Below are 15,951 nucleotides of genomic sequence, written 5' to 3'. Positions count from 1 at the left end.
GACACTTCATGACAATTCCCGCGTCCCCGTCCATTTCGATCGTGACTCATCAGGGCGCGTATCACGAAGCGCTGGAGTCGCGACGTCGTGAACATGTGACTTATCGGCTGGAGGGTGGGTCAGCCGAGGATGAGCGGGAGCTTCGCCGCGAACCCGCCCAGCGCGGCCTTCTCCATATCGGTCGGCGCGCGGCGTCCGGTGCCGACGAGCAACGTGTCCGTGTCGGAGAACGAGGAGGGGAACGGGTGCCCGGCGATCCGCTCCAGGGACGCGCGCGCTGCCGCGAGGGTCTCGGCGGGCGGCTCGGCGGCCGACGGCAGACACGCGATCAGATCGAGGTGGTGCAAGGTCCATTCGAGCACGTACGCCGACAGGTAGTCCCCGACGGTCAGCACCTCCCCGCGGGTGCTGACACGGGCGGCGGGATCGGCGAGCGCGGCGGCGCGCCCCGCCGCGGAGCCGACGTCGTCCAGATGGAACCTCAGCAACCACGGCTCGCCGTACGCGGCGGCCAGCCGGGGGATCAGGGCGTCGAGCGGGTCCTGGCCGGTCGGCGGTTCGACCAGGTTCCAGTACGTGACCGAGTCCACGGTCGGCGCGACCTCGGCGGGCGTGACCAACGTGATCAGGACGTCCTGGGCGTCGATGACCAGGTGGCACACCAGGTCCCGCACGAGCCAGCCGGCACAGCCCGACGGCCGCTCGAAGTCCTCGTCCGGCGTCTCGGCGACCACCGTGCGCAACGCCGTCCACGAACGGGAGAAGAGATCCACCGCCGCACGGTAACGCCGCGCCGCGATGGCGGACAAGCGGAAAACCCGGCGCCCTCCGCGGCGGCCGGCGCCGGGCTCCCCGTCAGCGTCCCGCCCCCCAGCGCCAGGACGGGGGCCGGGCGGGACCGCTGAACCGCGGACTCAAGCGCCTGGAGGGGGCCGGGCGGGGCCACTAGGCGGAGGACTCACAGGTCGCGCAGCGTGAAGTAGCTCTCGATGTCGGCCTGCATATAGCCGTGGAACTTCGCGGCCCTCCCGCTGGCCGCCTTGTTGGCGGTGACGATCGTGACGATCACGTAGTCCTTGGAGTCGCGCCAGCGGATCTTGCCGTAGGCGTAGCTCTTGAGGACGCGGTCCCGCCGCCACTTGAGCGCGCTGGAGGAGAGCTTGGCCAGCCGGGTGGCCGCGGCCTTGGCGTCACGCGCGGTCGGGAAGCCCAGCAGCACCTGCACCGCCTTGATGTTGCCGCCGTAGGCCGAGTACGCGATCTGGACCGCCTGGTCGCAGTGGGTCTTGGCCAGCACGCCCGCGGCGTCGACGGGGGCGCAGGAGGTGTAGTCCCAGCCTCCGACCTTGTCGGCCGAGAATTTGAGGCTCCCGAGCCCGAAGTTCCAGTCGCCGAACTCGCGGTGGCTGATCGGCGAGCCCGGCTCGGCACGCCGGGACCGCGCCTCGGTCCCCGTCTCGCTGGGGGCCGGCGTGGGCGGGGCGCTCTCCTGGGCGGGCGGGTCGGACTCGGAGGAGGCGGGGGTCGGACGGGTGGTGTCCGCCGACGGCGGCTCGATCGTCGGCACCTGGACGGCGACGTTCCCCGCGGGCCCGCCGTTGGCGAAGTAGATGGCCGCGATGATCGCTCCGCCGCCGAGCAGCACGATGGCGAACCCGACGATCAGACCGATGATCAGTCCTTTGCCGCTCTTGGCGGGCGGCGGGGGAAGCTGCGTGCCCGGCAGCGGATACGGATTCTGCGGATGGCCCCCCGCGCCCTGCGGGTATGGTCCCGCGCCTTGAGGGTGCGGTCCCGGGCCCTGCGGGTACGGCCCCGCGCCTTGCGGGTACGGCCCTGCGCCCTGCGGGTACGGCCCCGCGCCTTGGGGGTGCGGTCCCGCGCCCTGCGAGGGTGGGCCGTAACCGGCCGGAGGTCCGTACCCATATGGCCCCGGGGCGCCCGGGGGATACGGCCCGCCCTGCCCATGTGGGACGCCCTGGCCGTACGGGCCACCCTGCGGGCCACCCTGGCCGTACGGGTCACCCTGCCCATGTGGGTCACCTTGGCCGTACGGGCCACCTTGGCCGTACGGGCCCCCCTGCGGCCCCCTCTGGCCGTACGGGTCACCCTGTCCCTGCGGAGCGCCCTGGCCGTACGGGTCACCCGGACTCTGAGGAGCGCCCGGCCCCTGGGGAGCGCCCGGGTCGTGCGGGCCGTTCGGCCCGTGGGGGGCGTCCGGTCCCGGGGGGCCGCCGTGTCCTTGGCTTGCCTGACGCCCCTGAGGCGCGTCGGACGGCGGATCGGGTGGGGGAGGGTAAGACATGCACGCCATTCTCGGCCACGCCAACCCGGCAGGCCGCTCCTTACCGGAAATATCATCGTTAATCCCAGCAAGGCCGATAACGCCGCTCCTGCCGGATTACCAGGGTGACCAGCGTCCTTCAGGGAAGCGAGGAGAGGCGCCGAAGGCGGCGAGATCACCGTGACACAGGCGGTCGCCGATCGGCAGCCGGCCGGTCATCGCTTCGTCTTAAGGCGCAAGCAGGGCATGGCCGCCGCGTTCGGCGCCCTGTACCAGGCGTCAGAGCGAGGCCGTGCACGAGCAGGCCTGCCCCGGCGGCTGCACGCCGACCCGGCGCACCGTCTCCGGCCTGGACCTGACCTTCTTCGAAGGATGATCGAACGCCGCATATGCGGCACGCCGAGTAGTAACATGCAGACATGCATGTACGTGAGTCGTCCGGTCCGGGACGGAGGCCGCCGGCCGGTCGGCGTTCGACTCAGGCCGAACGCAGCGCGCTCTCCCGGAGCGCGTTGCTCGAGGCGGCCGCGCGAGGGCTGTCCCGTCACGGTTACGGCAACCTCGTGCTCGAACAGGTGGCACGCGAAGCGGGCTACACGCGCGGTGCGCTGTACCACCAGTTCAAGGACAAGGAAGCCCTCGCCAGGGCGGTGATCGAGTGGGTCGATGAGACCTGGAGAGCCGAGGTCGGCGGGCCGGCCGACCAGCAGGCCGATCCGGTCGCCGCGCTGCTCGCGCTGGCGCGCGGCCACGCCGTCTTCTGCCGGCGAGACATCGCTCGTGTCGTGATGGCGCTGAGAACCGAGTTCAGCGGCCAGGACCATCCACTCGGCCGCGAGATCGAGCGGGTCTCGGACACCGGCGTCAGGCGGGTGGCCCGGCTGATCACGGCGGGGCGCGAAGCAGGGGCGATTCCCCCCGGCCCTCCGGCAGGAACGGTCGCGCTCGCGTTCATCGGAGCGCTCGAGGGAGCCGTGATCATGCTTGCCGGGCAGGCGCCGCACGACGAGCTGCTGGCGGCCCGCGCGGCCGCGGGCGTGCTCGGGCTGGGCGCGGAGAACACATGATCCACCCAGGAGGAGCTCAGTGAGTCATCGAAGGTACGTCGCGATCGGGGACAGCCAGACCGAGGGCCTGAACGACGGCGACGAGCAGACCGGCTACCGGGGCTGGGCGGACCGGCTGGCCGAACTGCTGGCCGCGCATGAGCCGGAGTTCCGCTACGCCAACCTGGCGGTCCGCGGCCGGCTCACCGCGCAGATCCGCGCCGAACAGGCGCCCGCCGCCCTCGCGCTCGAACCCGACCTGGTGAGCGTCATGGCGGGCATGAACGATCTGGTGCAGCCGGGATTCGACGCCGCGGCCGTCACCGCCGACCTGGAGGCGATGCTGGCCGCGTTCTCCGCCTCGGGCGCACGCGTGGTCACCTTCACCTTCCCCGACGTCGGCCGCGTCATCCCGCTGGCCCGGCGGCTGCGGCCCAGAGTGATGGACTTCAACGAACGCATCAGGGCGGCGGCCCGCCGCCACGACGCGGTCCTGGTGGAGACCTTCGAACACGAGGTGACCTGCGACCCCCGGCTTTACGGCGCCGATCGCCTCCACCTCGGCCCCGACGGACACGCCCGCCTCGCCGCGGCGACCGCCCACGCTCTCGGCGTGCCCGGCAGCGACGCCTCCTGGGCCGATCCGCTCCCGCCGCTGCCGCCCGCAGTGCCGTGGGCCCGTGCCCGCACCGAGCTGACCTGGGCCGCCTCCTTCTTCGGCCCCTGGATGGTCCGCCGGCTGCGAGGCCGCTCATCGGGCGACGGACGCAGCGCCAAACGCCCGCAGTTGCAACCCCTGCACCCCACCCACCCCCTCCCCGGCGACGGCCTGCGAACGTCGTAGGCCTCGCGCCTCATGAAGTCCCGGTGGGTCGCCGACGCGGTGGCCGCCCTCCGCGAGGCGGTCACCAAGGCCATCACCGGCGATGAGCAGGCCGGATCGGCGTCAGCGCCGAATACGCCTTCGCCCTGCCGTCGGCGGGCGACCTGAGTCCCCCGTAACGGCGGACGCGGTGAGACGCGGGCTTTACCGCGCCATTACTTTCTGTCATGCTGACATCACTCAGCGTCACGAAAGTCAGGCTCACCGGCATCGGAGGTTCCGTGCGACGTATCAGCCCCAAGATCGGCATCATCCTCGCGGCGGTCGTGATGTTCGCCCTCACCGCGGCCCCTCCCGCGCGGGCCGTCCGCCTCGCCTCGGCCGAACCGGGCGCGGGGGCCTACTTCGAGATCACCGACGTCACCGGTGAGCGGTTCGTCGTCAAGCTCACCGACCCCGCCAAGATCCAGCACGCCCGAGACCTCGTCAGTGGCACGACCACGTCCGAGCCCCACCTCATCGGCAGGCTCATTCCGCGTCCCGTCCCCTACAACCCCCGCTGGGGGTACCACTACAACCCCGACACGGTCGGCTTCTTCGACATGGCCATCGAGGTGTGCGACGCCACCATCCCCTACGTCGAGGAGCACCTGGACGAGGCCGGCGGAGCGTTCCTGCCGGGGTACATCTGGTGTCCGTGGTCCTCCAGGGTGATACGGGAGGTGAGCGGGTGACCATGCCGGCGCACCCCTGATCCCCCACCATGCCGCCTTGATCAGGGGGCGAGAAAGGGCCCTGGTCCTCCCCTGGGCGGGAAGGACCAGGGCCTCGGCGTGCGGGTCGCGCTGGTGGCGGTCGCGCCTGTGGCCATAGCCGCCTTCGCCTCACCCAGGGTTTTCGCGGTGAAACCTTCACGGCCCTGGCCCGGTCACGGCCTGGTCGCCCAGGGATTCTTGTCGCCCTCTTTGACTTACTTTCATGCCTTTCGAGGCATCAGAGGGGAGTCGACCTGGACGAGGGTGAGGCATGGCGCGAGACTGGACGCGGCGGCGGACCGCCAAGCGCGAGCGTATGGACATGGTCCGCCCCTTCGCCTCGGGCCGGGTTCTGGACGCCGGGCGCATGCGTGAGGCTCTCCAGGCGTTGCTGCGTCCGGGCGACCGGGTGGCGCTGGAGGGCGACAACCAGAAACAGGCCGATTTCCTCGCCGAGGCGCTGGCCGGGTGCGATCCGGGTGCGGTGCACGGCCTTCACCTGCTGATCTCCTCGATCAGCCTGCGCGAGCACCTGGATGTGTTCGAGCGGGGCGTGGCCCGCCGTCTCGACTTCGCCTACGCGGGCCCGCAGAGCGTGCGCATGGCGCAGTTGCTGGCCGACGGCAAGGTCGAGATCGGAGCGATCCACACCTACGTCGAGCTGTACGCGCGGATGTTCGTCGACCTCACCCCGCACGTCGCGCTGCTCTGCGCCGAGCAGGCCGACCGCGACGGAAACCTGTACACCGGTCCCGGCACCGAGGACACCCCGACCATCGCCGAGGCGGTGGCCTTCTCCGACGGAGTCACCGTCGTCCAGGTGAACGAACTCGTGGACAAGGTGCCCCGGGTGGACATTCCCGGCGACTGGGTGGACCTGATCGTGGAGAGCCCGCGGCCGTTCGCGCTGGAACCGCTGTTCACCCGCGATCCCCGCCGCATCGGTCAGGTGGAGATCCTGATGGCCATGATGACCCTGCGCGGGATCTACGAGCGGCACGGCGTGACCACGCTGAACCACGGCATCGGCTTCGACACCGCCGCGATCGAGCTCCTTCTGCCCACCTACGGCGAGGAGCTCGGGCTGCGCGGGAAGATCTGCAGACACTGGGCGCTCAACCCGCATCCGACGCTCATCCCCGCCATCGAGAGCGGCTGGGTCGAATCGGTGCACTGCTTCGGCGGGGAGCCGGGCACCGAGCGCTATGTCGCCGCCCGTCCGGACGTGTTCTTCACCGGCAGGGACGGCTCACTCCGGTCGAACCGGGTGCTGTGCCAGCTCGCGGGCCAGTACGCCGTGGACCTGTTCATCGGGTCGTCGCTGCAGATAGACGCCTGCGCGAACTCCTCGACGGTCACCGAGGGCCGGTTGACCGGTTTCGGCGGAGCGCCCAACATGGGACACGACCCGCACGGCCGCAGGCATTCCTCCCCCGCCTGGCTGAGCATGCTGACCGGCGACGCCCCGGCGCTGCGGGGACGCAAGCTCGTCGTGCAGATCACGCAGACCTTCCGCCAGGGCGGCGAGCCGGCGTTCGTCGAGACGCTCGACGCGGTCCCCGTGGGCAAGGACGCGGGCATGCCCGTCCCGCCGATCATGATCTATGGGGACGACGTCAGCCACGTGGTGACCGAGGAGGGGGTGGCCTACCTCTACAAAGCCGCGGGACCTGCCGAGCGGCGCGAGGCGGTGGCCGCGGTCGCGGGCGCCACCCCGATCGGCCGCGGCATCGACGAGCGGCGCGTCGAGGCGCTGCGCCGGGACGGGCTGGTCGCGCTGCCCGAGGACCTCGGCGTCGACGTCCGCAGGGCGAAGCGATCCTTGCTGGCCGCCCGCAGCATCGAAGATCTCGTGGCGTGGTCCGGCGGACTGTACGACCCACCCGCGCGGTTCCGGACCTGGTGATCCGCCGATGGCCGTGATCGGGCGCGACACTCCGTCACCGCGACGAGCATCGGCGCCCTCCGCGGTCCTTCTCGCCGACGCGGCGGTGCGGGCGCTCCGCGCCGAGGCCCGGCTGAGTCCCAAGCCCGGCCTGGTCGACCACCGCGGAAGCGGCGCGCACGACGACATGGACCTGCCGCTCGTGCTGGCCTCCGCCGAGGCGCTGCGCCCCACGTTCCGGGAGATCGCGAAGGCCGCGGAGCGTACGGCCGCCGGCGTCGAACTGCGGGAGGAACTCGGCGCGCTCGGCCGCCTGGGCGACCAGGCGATGCTGCGGACCACTGGAGGGGTCAACACCCATCGCGGGGCATTGTGGGCGCTCGGACTGCTGGTCGCCGCCGTCGCCGGAGGGGCGGGCCACGAGCGTGAGGCCGCCCGCGGTGCGGCAAGGCTGGCCGCCCTCCCCGACCGGCGGATCCCCGCGGCGGAGCCCTCTCACGGCGAGCGGGCCCGGCGGCGGTACGGGGCGGGCGGTGCCCGCAGTGAGGCGGAGGCGGCCTTCCCCCACGTCACCGACGTCGCGCTGCCGCGGCTGCGCCAGGCCAGAGCGGCCGGCCTCGGCGAAGAGGTGGCCCGGCTGGACGCGTTGCTGGAGGTGATGAGCCTCCTTCGCGACACGTGCGTCCTGCACCGTGGCGGCCCCGCCGGCCTGCGCGTCGTGCGGCTCGGCGCCGAGCGCGTCCTGGCAGAGGGAGGCGCGGGCACCGGCTCGGGCCGTGCCGCCCTCATGGATCTGGACGACGTGCTCCGCGAACGGCGGCTGTCCCCGGGCGGGAGCGGCGACCTGCTGGCCGCCGCGCTGTTCCTCGACATGGTGCCGTGGCCGGAACGCCCGGACAGGAGGTGATCGCATGCAGACGCTGACCTACGAGTTCCCCGCGGACCGCCCGGCCGCCCGGCGGAGCCATGTCGGCGTGGTCGGATCGGGAGATCTGGAGGTCCTGATGACTCCCGCGGACGGCGCGGCCCGGGTGCGGGTGCGCACCAGTGTCGACGGGTTCGACACGGTGTGGCGGACCGTGCTGGAGCGGTTCTTCGCCCGCCACCGGGTGGCCGCGAGCTTCGAGCTCAACGACTTCGGAGCCACGCCCGGCGTGGTGACCCTGCGCCTCCGGCAGGCCATCGAGGAAGGGCAGGCCACTGAGAAGCGCAAGGTCACTGAGGAGGGCAAGGCCATCGAGGAAGGGCAGGCCATCGAGGAGGGGAAGGCATGACGGCCACCGAGTGGGAGTCGCTGCTCGGCCGCACCAGCTTCATCGAGCTGGACGCCCGGGAGCGGGCGGTGGCGCTGCTCGACGCGGGCACCGCCCGTGAACTGTGCGGCCCTTTCGACCGCATCGAGTCGCCATGGCTGGAGCCCCAGGGAGTCGTTCCGCAGTCCGACGACGGCGTCGTCGTGGTCAAGGGCGGACTCGGCGGGCGACCCGCGGTCGTGATCGCCATCGAACAGGCCTTCCAGGGCGGCGGCATCGGCGAGGTCTCCGGTGTGAAGATCGCCGCCGCGCTGTCCCTGGCCGCCCGGGACGGCCGCGACGGCACCCTGACCGCCGCGGTGCTGCTGCTCGAGACCGGCGGCGTACGCCTGCAGGAGGCCAACCTGGGCCTGGCCACGGTCGCCGAAGTGTGCTCCGCGGTCATGGAGCTGCGCGCCCTCCAGCCCGTCGTCGGCGTCATCGCCGGGGCGCTGGGCTGTTTCGGCGGCATGAGCATCGCCGCCGGGCTCTGCACCAGGCTGATCATGACCGTGGAGGGCCGGCTCGGGCTCGACGGTCCCGAGGTGATCGAGTCCGAGGCCGGCGTGGCCGAGTTCGACGCCTCCGACCACCCGCTGATCTGGTCGATCGACGGCGGGACGCAGCGCGTCAGAACCGCTCTGGCGGACATGCTGGTCCTCGACGACGTCACCGCGCTGCGCTCCGCCGTGATCGAGGCCGTGGGGCAAGGCGTGCCCGCCGAGCATCGCTCCCAGCGGATCGGCGAGCTGCGGGCCCGCCTTGCGGCCATCGATCCGGCGCGCCCGCCCGCGCCGTCCGAACTCGCCGCCGCGTGGGCGGACACGCCGCCGCCGAGGGGAGACCGGTGATGAGCCGGAAGGTGACGACCCGCGGGCGGAACTGGACGCACACGCTCGCCGACGGCCCCGTGGACGCCACCGTGCCGTCCGTGATCACGGCGAGCTGCACGCTCGGCGGCGACACCGCCCGCCTCGTCGCCGTCGTGCCGGACCCGGAAAGCCCCTTCCCCCGCGCGCGCGAGGGCGAAGTCGGGCTCCGCGAAGGGCTCGCCCTCGCCGAGGCGGTGACCGAGGTCGTCGCGGCGGACGCGCATCTGCCCGGCGACCGCCGCCGCCCGATCGTCGCCGTCGTCGACCTGCCCAGCCAGGCCTACGGGCGCGTCGAGGAGCTGCTCGGCATCCACCACGCGCTCGCCGCCGCCGTGGACGCCTACGCCTCCGCCCGGACGGCCGGGCACCCGCTCATCACGCTCATCGTCGGAACCGCACTGTCCGGCGGGCTGCTCGCGCACGGTCTTCAGGCGAACCAGATCCTGGCGCTCGACGACCCCGGCGTGGTGATCCACGCCATGCACAAGCGAGCCGCGGCCAGGGTGACCCTTCGGACCGTCGACGAACTCGACCGGCTCGCCGAGCGCGTCCCGCCGCTGTCGTACGACGTCACCGACTGGGCGAAGCTCGGCCTGTGCGACGAGCTCCTGCGGGTGGAGAACGCCGGCGACCCGACCGAGGGGGACACGCGCAAGGCGAAGGACGCGCTCGCCGCCGCCGTCGAACGCGCCCGCAAGGGCCCCCGCGACCTGAGCAACCGCCTCACCTCACCGGGCGCCCGGCAGACCCGGGCGGCCTCCCGCCGCGTCCGCGAGGAGCTCGCCGCGCAATGGGGATGACCGCGCGCCCGCACGACCTGCTGCGGCTCGCCGGAGACGCGGCACTCGGCGCCGCGCTGCCAGGCTGGGCCACCGCGTCGCTCGCCGCCTGCCCGTGGGCCGTCGTACGCCGGGCGCCGCATCCGCCCGGCCTGATCCCCGTCGGCGTGCGCGGCCCCGGGCGCGGGCAGCGCCACGCCGCCCTCGTGCCCGCCGGCGCGGTGACCCGCCGCGTGCCGCCCGAGGAGCTGAACCGGCAGCGCCCCCGCCGGCCCCGGCTAGCCGCCACCCTGTCCGCCGTCGGCCTGCGGCTGGCCGCCGAGCTGGGCGGCGGGGCCGCCTGGGGCCCGACCGGCAGCGTCGGCTTCGAACTGGCCACCGGGCACCCGGCCACGCACCCCGCGAGCGATCTGGACCTGCTCCTGCGGACGCCGCACAGGCTGACCCCGGCGCTGGCCGCGCGGCTGACGACCGCCTTCGCGGCCCTCCCCAGCACGGTGGACTGCCAGCTGGAGACCCCCTGCGGCGGGGTCGGCCTCGCCGAGTGGGCCCGTACCGGCGGCCCGGTCATGGCCCGCACCGGGCACGGCCCGGAACTGGTCGACGACCCCTGGGTCCTCGCGTGAGGGTGGCCTTCCTCTACCCCGGCCAGGGCACCCAGCGGGCCGGGATGCTCCACGACCTGCCCGACCACCCGGCCGTCGCCGCGACCCTCGCCGAGGCCGAACGGATCCTGCCCGGCTCGTCCCGGCAGGACGGTGCGCGGGCGCTGACGTCGACCGTCACCGCGCAGGTCGCGCTCTGCGTCGCCGGAGTCGCCGCGACCATGGCGCTCGCCGGCGAAGGCGTCGTTCCCGACGCAGTGGCGGGCCACTCCGTCGGAGTGTTCCCCGCCGCCGTCGCCGCCGGGGCCCTGACCTTCGCCGAAGCCCTCGTGGCCGTACGCCACCGTGGCGAGCTGATGCGGGACGCCTACCCGTCCGGGTACGGCATGGCCGCCGTGCTCGGGCTCGGCGTGTCCCGGGCCCGGCGCCTGATCGAATCGATCACGACCGACGACGATCCGGTGTACCTGGCCGTCATCGACACCGACCAGCAGGTCGTTGCCGCCGGCAGCGTCCCCGCGCTGGATCGCCTCGCCGCGGCGGCCGAGCGGGCCGGCGCCCGGCGGGTGCGGCGCCTGGACATCGGCGTCCCGTCGCACTGCCCTCTGCTCGCCGGCGTCGCCGACGCGATGGCGGTGCACCTCGGCACGGTCCCGAGGCGTCGCCTCGACGTGCCCTACCTCGGCGACGCCACCGGCCGCCTCCTCCACGACACCGGCGCCGTCCTCGACGACCTCGCCCGGAGCGTCGCCACCACCCTGCGATGGCGCGACGTCACCGCCGTGCTCGGCGAGCTCGGCACGACCCTGTTCATCCAGGCGCCCCCTGGGCACCTGCTCGCCCGGATGGCCGGGGCCGCGCACCCCCGGTCCCGCGCCATAAGCCTGGCCGACACGGCCGTCGGCGACGCGGCGGTGCTCGCCCGCCGCGTCCGCGCGACCCCGCCGCGTGAACGTCACGACCGCGGGGCCGCGCGTTGAAAGTTCCATCGTTTCAGCCGGACACGGCGTCCTCTCCCACTCGCCACCTGCCGACCGTCCGCCCGCCCCGCCGCCGTCCCGCCGCACCGTTGACCCACCTCGGCTCCGGTCCGCATGCTCGTGGGCACATGGCATCCGATGCACGCGGAAGGGCTGATCGATGAACGGACGATGGGCTGTCGCCTGGGCCGTCGCGGCACTGGTCGCGGCGGCCTTCCTCATCCCTGTAGCGGCGAGCGCCTCGTCCGGGGGCCTCCTGGGTGTGCTGAACATGAGCACCCCCGCCCCGTCGCCGTCGTTGCTGTGGCCGTGCTACGACCCGAAGACCTACCCGCCGAGCAGGCCGCCGCTGACGCCGCCGACCGCACCGGGCACCCCCGAACCGGTGATGGTGGCGAACAACTACGTGCAGCTCAGGTGGGCCGCCTCCTCCGACGCGGACGGCCTCGCCTGCTACCAGGTGTACGAGATCAAGAACGGCACGCCGGTCAAGGTCGCCACCTTCGGTCCCGGCGTCACCGAGGGCACGTTCACCGTGGACTACCCGCCGTACGGCACGGCCACGCGGGTCGCCTCCCTCTACATCGTGGCCGTCGACCGCTGGGGAGCGATCAGCCCGCAGTCGGGGACGATCCAGGTCACGATCCACAACGACGTCGTCCTGCCGCCGTCCCCGACCCCGTCCCCCTCGCTCCCGGGCCCCTGTCACGTGTCGTACAGCTCCTACGGCTGGTCCGGCGGCTTGACTTCGTCGGTGTCGATCACGAACACCGGCTCGAACCCGATCAACGGGTGGCGGCTCACCTTCACCTTCCCCGACCCGGGGCAGCGGCTGACCAACGGCTGGACGGCCGACTGGTCGCAGACCGGCTCGACGGTGACGGCCACGGCGCTGTCGTGGAACCGCACCATCGCCCCCGGCAACGCCGTGACCATCGGCTTCAACGCCAGTCGCACGGGCGCCAACCCGGCTCCGACGCTGTTCCAGCTCAACGGCGCCGTCTGCGACTGACAGAGATCGCGGGAGATGAGCGCCTCCCGGTGAGGGTCTGCCCCGGCGACCGCCCGACCTCGGGCCTTCGACCGGCCCCGTCGGCCTTCACCGAGAGGTGCTCATACGCGCCCACCGAACGAACGAGGCGTCGCGTTCCTCGTCCTACCAGCGCGCCGTCTGGCTGATCCGGATTCGCAGGGAGATCTCCCGGTTATGGCGCGGGCGGACGGTATGGTCCCGCGGCATCGGTCGTGTCAGTGGATGGTGGCGGGTTGGGCGGAGAGGAGGGGTTGGTCCCAGCCGTTGTTGTCGAGGTCGTTGAGTTGGGTGAGGTCGTCTGAGGTGGTGTCGTGTGGGTTGATGTCGTGGTAGCGGCGCATGGCGCCGTCGGGGAGGTGGGCGAAGTAGACGCCGCCGCCGGGGGAGAGGAGGGTGTCGAAGATCTGCCAGGTGCTTGTGCGTAGGACGGTGCGCTTCCAGGGGCTGCCGTCGATGTGGTAGGAGATCAGTTCGCCGCTGGTGGTGGTGCCGAGTAGCCAGTTCGGGCCTGTGGTGGTCAGGGTTTTGAGGGTGAAGTTGCCGTCGATGAGGGTGTTGCCGGTGATGTTGGTTTCGGTGGGTTTGTTGGTGGTGATGGTGTAGCGGCGGAGTTGGCCGTTGTAGATGCCGAACAGGTGTCCGGCTCCGTCGTAGGCGAGGTGTTGGTGCTGGAAGCCGTGGCCGATGCGGACGGGTTTGCTGAAGGTGAGGGGTTCGGCGCGGTTGGAGATGATGTCGACGCGGTACAGGTTGCCGTCGGGGCCGTCTTCGGTGACCAGCAGGGTGTTGAAGTTGAGTGTGGCGAGGGCTTTGGGTTTGAAGCCCAGGGTGGTGTCGGATTTGATCGCGCCGAGTGTGCGTTGTCCGAGCGCGACGTCGATCGCGGTGTAGGTCAGTCGCCCGTCCTCGTACGCCCCGTACACCGACGCGACGCCAGTGGGGTGGTCATCGACGATCCGCTCGTACCTGACCGGGATGAAGTTGCCGGTCATGCTCGACCATGACTCGTCCCCACGCTGGCCGTGAGAGTTGGCCTGCGGGCCCTTCGCCCAGTCGTTCTGCCACCCGGAGGAGTCGGCATCCCCGGTCCCGTTGAGCGAGTACGTCCACGCTCCCTTGGTGTGGTCGCCCGCGTCCTTCCAGCGCGCGAAGAGCTCCATGTGCCCGTCACGAAGGATGGCATCGCCGGGACGGAGGTCATGCATGCTCGACAGGCGTTCGATGTCCGAGGAGTGCAGAAAATCGTAGGTGCTGTTTCCACCCTTGCCCGAGTTCGCGGTGGTGTGCCACGCCATGGAGACCAGCCCCGAGCAGTCGGGGCCGTATTTGTCGTCCCCTTCCTGGTCGGTGATCAATGTGCTGGAGTGGCGCGTGGTGTTGTACCTGACATTGCGGTCGACCCAGTTCTGTGCGCGGTCGAGCACTTCTGAACGGCTGATCGTGCCGTTGGGCGCGCTCGCGGCCTGAGCCTGCGTGGCCCGGCCGGCGACGTCCACCGCGGTGAGCAGGCTCGTCATGATGATGGCGCTGAGGCCGGTGATGATGCCGAGGCGTAAGACGGCGTTTTTGGGCATGGTCGTTCCTCGAAGTGGCTGTGATGGATGGGAAGAAGTCGATGATGGCGAGGCGGATGATGACGCCTCGGTCACCGATGGTCACCCAGGCAGGGCATTCCTTTCAGCTGGGCGTACAAATCGCCGGTAGCGGCATGAACGACACGTCGGTCCTGCCGGGCGGCGGGGTTCGCGCCACGTCGCGATGAGGTACGACGGAGCACGCGCGTCACTGAATCTGCGCGGAATGTTCGAAGGTCCCGACCGCCCGTGATCGCCCCCGATCCGGAACACCAACGTAAGGGTGCGTCTGTTACCCGGACGTTAAGGCGGTCCCCGGCCAGACGGTGCGCAGGGCGCGATGAACGACACGCGGGTGGCGCGCAGCGCCGGGAGCGATTCGGAACACGGAATCCCTCCTGTCCGACGATCCTCGTGGTCGTCGCCGCGTGCGGTGCTCTCAGGCGGCGAGGCCGCCGATGAGGAGGTCCACGATGCGGCAGGCGAGGTCGTACACCTCGTCGGCGGACTGGCCCTCGATCCTGCGGTACCACATGTCGACGGCGTTGAGGTTGCTGAGCAGGGTCCTGGTGGCGAGGGCCGCGTCGACCTCGCGGAGGGAGCCGTCGTCGATCCCCGCCACGGCGACGCGCTGGAACGTCTCCTCGTAGTCGCTCCGTAGCCGGTTCAGGGCCAGCAGGGCGTCACGCTGGCGGGTCTTGAGCGCGACCGACATCTGACCCCGTACGGCCTGGTGGATGACGTGGTGGTAGGCGAGATCCTCCATCAGGTTGAGCTCGTGCGCGATGGACATGGCCACGAGCCGGTCGCGGCCGGTCCCGTGCCCGCCGGCGTGCGGTTCGACCCGCTCGCGCACCCGGCGCATGCCCTCTTCGTACACCGCGAGGAAGATGTCGAACTTCGAACGGAAGTCTCATCGGGCTCGTGGCCGGCAGCGGCGGCATCTCGGGCCTGGCGGGCGTCCTGTTCTTCGCGTGGCTCAAGCGCCGCATCGGCCGCGAGGTCACGCTCATCGGGGTGTGCGCCGGCGGCACCCTGGTCGTCATGCTCGCCTACCTGGCCTCCACGAACCCGGTGCTGAGCATCAGCCTGATCTTCGTCTCGAGCTTCTTCGGCCTCGGTACGCTGCCGCTGTTCTGGTCGGTCGCCATGTCCCGCATGTCGGGCCTGATGGCGGCGGCGGGCCTCGCCTTCATCAACATGCTCGGGATCACCGGCGGGTTCGTCGGCCCGTACGTCTACGGCCTCATCGAGCAGGCCACCGGGAGCCTGCGCGCGCCGTACTACGTCATCGTCGTCGCCGCCTGCATCGGCCTCGCGTTCGTGCCCGTCCTCGCGCTGTCGGTCCGCAGGGAGCGGGCGCGCGAGGACGCCGTGACGCCCGGAGAGCACGCCAGGCCGACACCGGCGTAGCCGTCTCGACCGGCCACCCGCGCGTCACGCCCGGCCGTCACGCGCACGCGGGCCTGCTGGCCGCGCTGTACGCCCCCGATCCTCTGACGGGCCGGGCGGTCCCGGCGCGCGACATCGGCGACCGTGCTCTCCGCCCGCCGGAAGTGATGTCGGCGGTCGGAGGGATGCTCTCGACGCTGTCCGACTACGTGCGGTTCACCCGGATGCTCGCCGGCGGCGGCGAGCTCGACGGCGTCCGCGTCCTCGCTCCTCGCACGCTGCGGCTGATGACCGCCGACCACCTGGGCGCTGACCTGGCGACCCTGTCGACCGGGGGATTCCCCCAGACCTCTCTCGACGGCGTCGGGTTCGGGCTCGGCTTCGCTGTCGTCACGAACCCGCTGAAGTCACACAGCGTGTCGAGCGCCGGCGAGTACTACTGGGGAGGCGCGGCCGGAACGGTGTTCTGGGTCGCCCCGGTGGAAGACCTCACCGTCGTCTTCATGACGCAACCGCTGCCCCTGCGGGGCTCCCTTCTCGCCCCGTCGGAGGCGTATCCGCTCCGGCGGCAACTCCACCGGCTCGTCTGCACCTCTCTCACAACCTGAAGCGGTCCGGCGCCGGATACGCC

At 71.8% G+C, this 15,951-nt stretch carries 17 protein-coding genes; 13 read left to right on the top strand and 4 right to left on the bottom strand.

The window, feature by feature from the left end:
* Positions 1-119 precede the first annotated feature (119 nt).
* Both ACFO60_RS00300 and ACFO60_RS00295 read right to left on the bottom strand, forming a co-directional pair.
* On the bottom strand, positions 120-773 hold the full coding sequence (locus tag ACFO60_RS00300; protein ID WP_380835532.1) for a maleylpyruvate isomerase N-terminal domain-containing protein: 654 nt from the start codon (positions 771-773) through the stop codon (positions 120-122).
* Positions 774-958: 185 nt separating this feature from the next.
* Positions 959-1,645 carry a superantigen-like protein SSL4 gene (locus tag ACFO60_RS00295; protein ID WP_380835531.1) on the bottom strand — a complete coding sequence of 229 codons (687 nt, stop codon included), beginning with the start codon at positions 1,643-1,645 and terminating at the stop codon, positions 959-961.
* Between the two features lie 1,058 nt (positions 1,646-2,703).
* Between ACFO60_RS00295 and ACFO60_RS00290 the strand changes: the two genes are divergently transcribed.
* From ACFO60_RS00290 to ACFO60_RS00240, 11 genes are all read left to right on the top strand, one after another.
* Entirely contained in the window at positions 2,704-3,351 is a 648-nt protein-coding gene (locus ACFO60_RS00290; RefSeq protein ID WP_380835530.1) for a TetR/AcrR family transcriptional regulator, read from the top strand.
* Positions 3,352-3,370: 19 nt separating this feature from the next.
* Positions 3,371-4,174 carry an SGNH/GDSL hydrolase family protein gene (locus ACFO60_RS00285; RefSeq protein ID WP_380835529.1) on the top strand — a complete coding sequence of 268 codons (804 nt, stop codon included), beginning with the start codon at positions 3,371-3,373 and terminating at the stop codon, positions 4,172-4,174.
* Between the two features lie 260 nt (positions 4,175-4,434).
* Entirely contained in the window at positions 4,435-4,887 is a 453-nt protein-coding gene (locus ACFO60_RS00280) for a BP74-related protein (RefSeq protein WP_380835528.1), read from the top strand.
* 292 nt (positions 4,888-5,179) lie between these two features.
* Complete coding sequence (gene mdcA / locus ACFO60_RS00275; protein ID WP_380835526.1) at positions 5,180-6,814, top strand: malonate decarboxylase subunit alpha; 1,635 nt, start codon at positions 5,180-5,182, stop codon at positions 6,812-6,814.
* A 7-nt stretch (positions 6,815-6,821) separates the two neighbouring features.
* Positions 6,822-7,700, top strand: a complete 879-nt coding sequence (locus tag ACFO60_RS00270; RefSeq protein ID WP_380835525.1) for a triphosphoribosyl-dephospho-CoA synthase — start codon at positions 6,822-6,824, stop codon at positions 7,698-7,700.
* Between the two features lie 4 nt (positions 7,701-7,704).
* The gene (locus tag ACFO60_RS00265) at positions 7,705-8,067 is read left to right on the top strand and encodes a malonate decarboxylase subunit delta (protein WP_380835524.1); all 363 of its coding nucleotides are present in this window, start codon (positions 7,705-7,707) and stop codon (positions 8,065-8,067) included.
* Entirely contained in the window at positions 8,064-8,936 is an 873-nt protein-coding gene (locus tag ACFO60_RS00260) for a biotin-independent malonate decarboxylase subunit beta (protein WP_380835523.1), read from the top strand. The genes ACFO60_RS00265 and ACFO60_RS00260 overlap by 4 nt, the downstream gene beginning before the upstream one ends.
* On the top strand, positions 8,936-9,757 hold the full coding sequence (gene mdcE, locus ACFO60_RS00255; RefSeq protein ID WP_380835522.1) for a biotin-independent malonate decarboxylase subunit gamma: 822 nt from the start codon (positions 8,936-8,938) through the stop codon (positions 9,755-9,757). Before ACFO60_RS00260 ends, mdcE begins: the two co-directional genes overlap by 1 nt.
* Positions 9,748-10,362: a malonate decarboxylase holo-ACP synthase gene (locus ACFO60_RS00250; protein ID WP_380835521.1), complete on the top strand. Its 615-nt coding sequence runs from the start codon at positions 9,748-9,750 to the stop codon at positions 10,360-10,362. Before mdcE ends, ACFO60_RS00250 begins: the two co-directional genes overlap by 10 nt.
* The gene (locus tag ACFO60_RS00245) at positions 10,359-11,321 is read left to right on the top strand and encodes an acyltransferase domain-containing protein (RefSeq protein ID WP_380835520.1); all 963 of its coding nucleotides are present in this window, start codon (positions 10,359-10,361) and stop codon (positions 11,319-11,321) included. Before ACFO60_RS00250 ends, ACFO60_RS00245 begins: the two co-directional genes overlap by 4 nt.
* Before the next feature lie 160 nt (positions 11,322-11,481).
* Positions 11,482-12,333: a cellulose-binding domain-containing protein gene (locus ACFO60_RS00240; protein ID WP_380835519.1), complete on the top strand. Its 852-nt coding sequence runs from the start codon at positions 11,482-11,484 to the stop codon at positions 12,331-12,333.
* A gap of 236 nt (positions 12,334-12,569) precedes the next feature.
* On the opposite strand, the gene ACFO60_RS00235 is transcribed toward ACFO60_RS00240, so the two are convergent.
* Together ACFO60_RS00235 and ACFO60_RS00230 are read right to left on the bottom strand one after the other, a co-directional pair.
* Positions 12,570-13,928 (bottom strand): hypothetical protein, encoded by a 1,359-nt coding sequence (locus ACFO60_RS00235; protein ID WP_380835518.1) that lies wholly within the window; start codon positions 13,926-13,928, stop codon positions 12,570-12,572.
* 439 nt (positions 13,929-14,367) lie between these two features.
* On the bottom strand, positions 14,368-14,808 hold the full coding sequence (locus ACFO60_RS00230) for a TetR-type transcription factor C-terminal domain-containing protein (RefSeq protein WP_380835517.1): 441 nt from the start codon (positions 14,806-14,808) through the stop codon (positions 14,368-14,370).
* 44 nt (positions 14,809-14,852) lie between these two features.
* Here ACFO60_RS00230 and ACFO60_RS00225 point away from each other — a divergent pair, with 44 nt between their 5' ends.
* Both ACFO60_RS00225 and ACFO60_RS00220 read left to right on the top strand, forming a co-directional pair.
* A complete protein-coding gene (locus ACFO60_RS00225) occupies positions 14,853-15,341 on the top strand; it encodes an MFS transporter (RefSeq protein WP_380835515.1) in 489 nt (162 codons plus the stop codon).
* A complete protein-coding gene (locus ACFO60_RS00220; RefSeq protein ID WP_380836408.1) occupies positions 15,233-15,928 on the top strand; it encodes a serine hydrolase domain-containing protein in 696 nt (231 codons plus the stop codon). Before ACFO60_RS00225 ends, ACFO60_RS00220 begins: the two co-directional genes overlap by 109 nt.
* Positions 15,929-15,951 lie beyond the last annotated feature (23 nt).

The sequence above is a fragment of the Sphaerisporangium dianthi genome, from assembly GCF_042654065.1.
GTDB classification, from domain to species: Bacteria; Actinomycetota; Actinomycetes; order Streptosporangiales; family Streptosporangiaceae; genus Sphaerisporangium; species Sphaerisporangium dianthi.
This window is presented reverse-complemented; position numbering and strand designations above follow the sequence as displayed.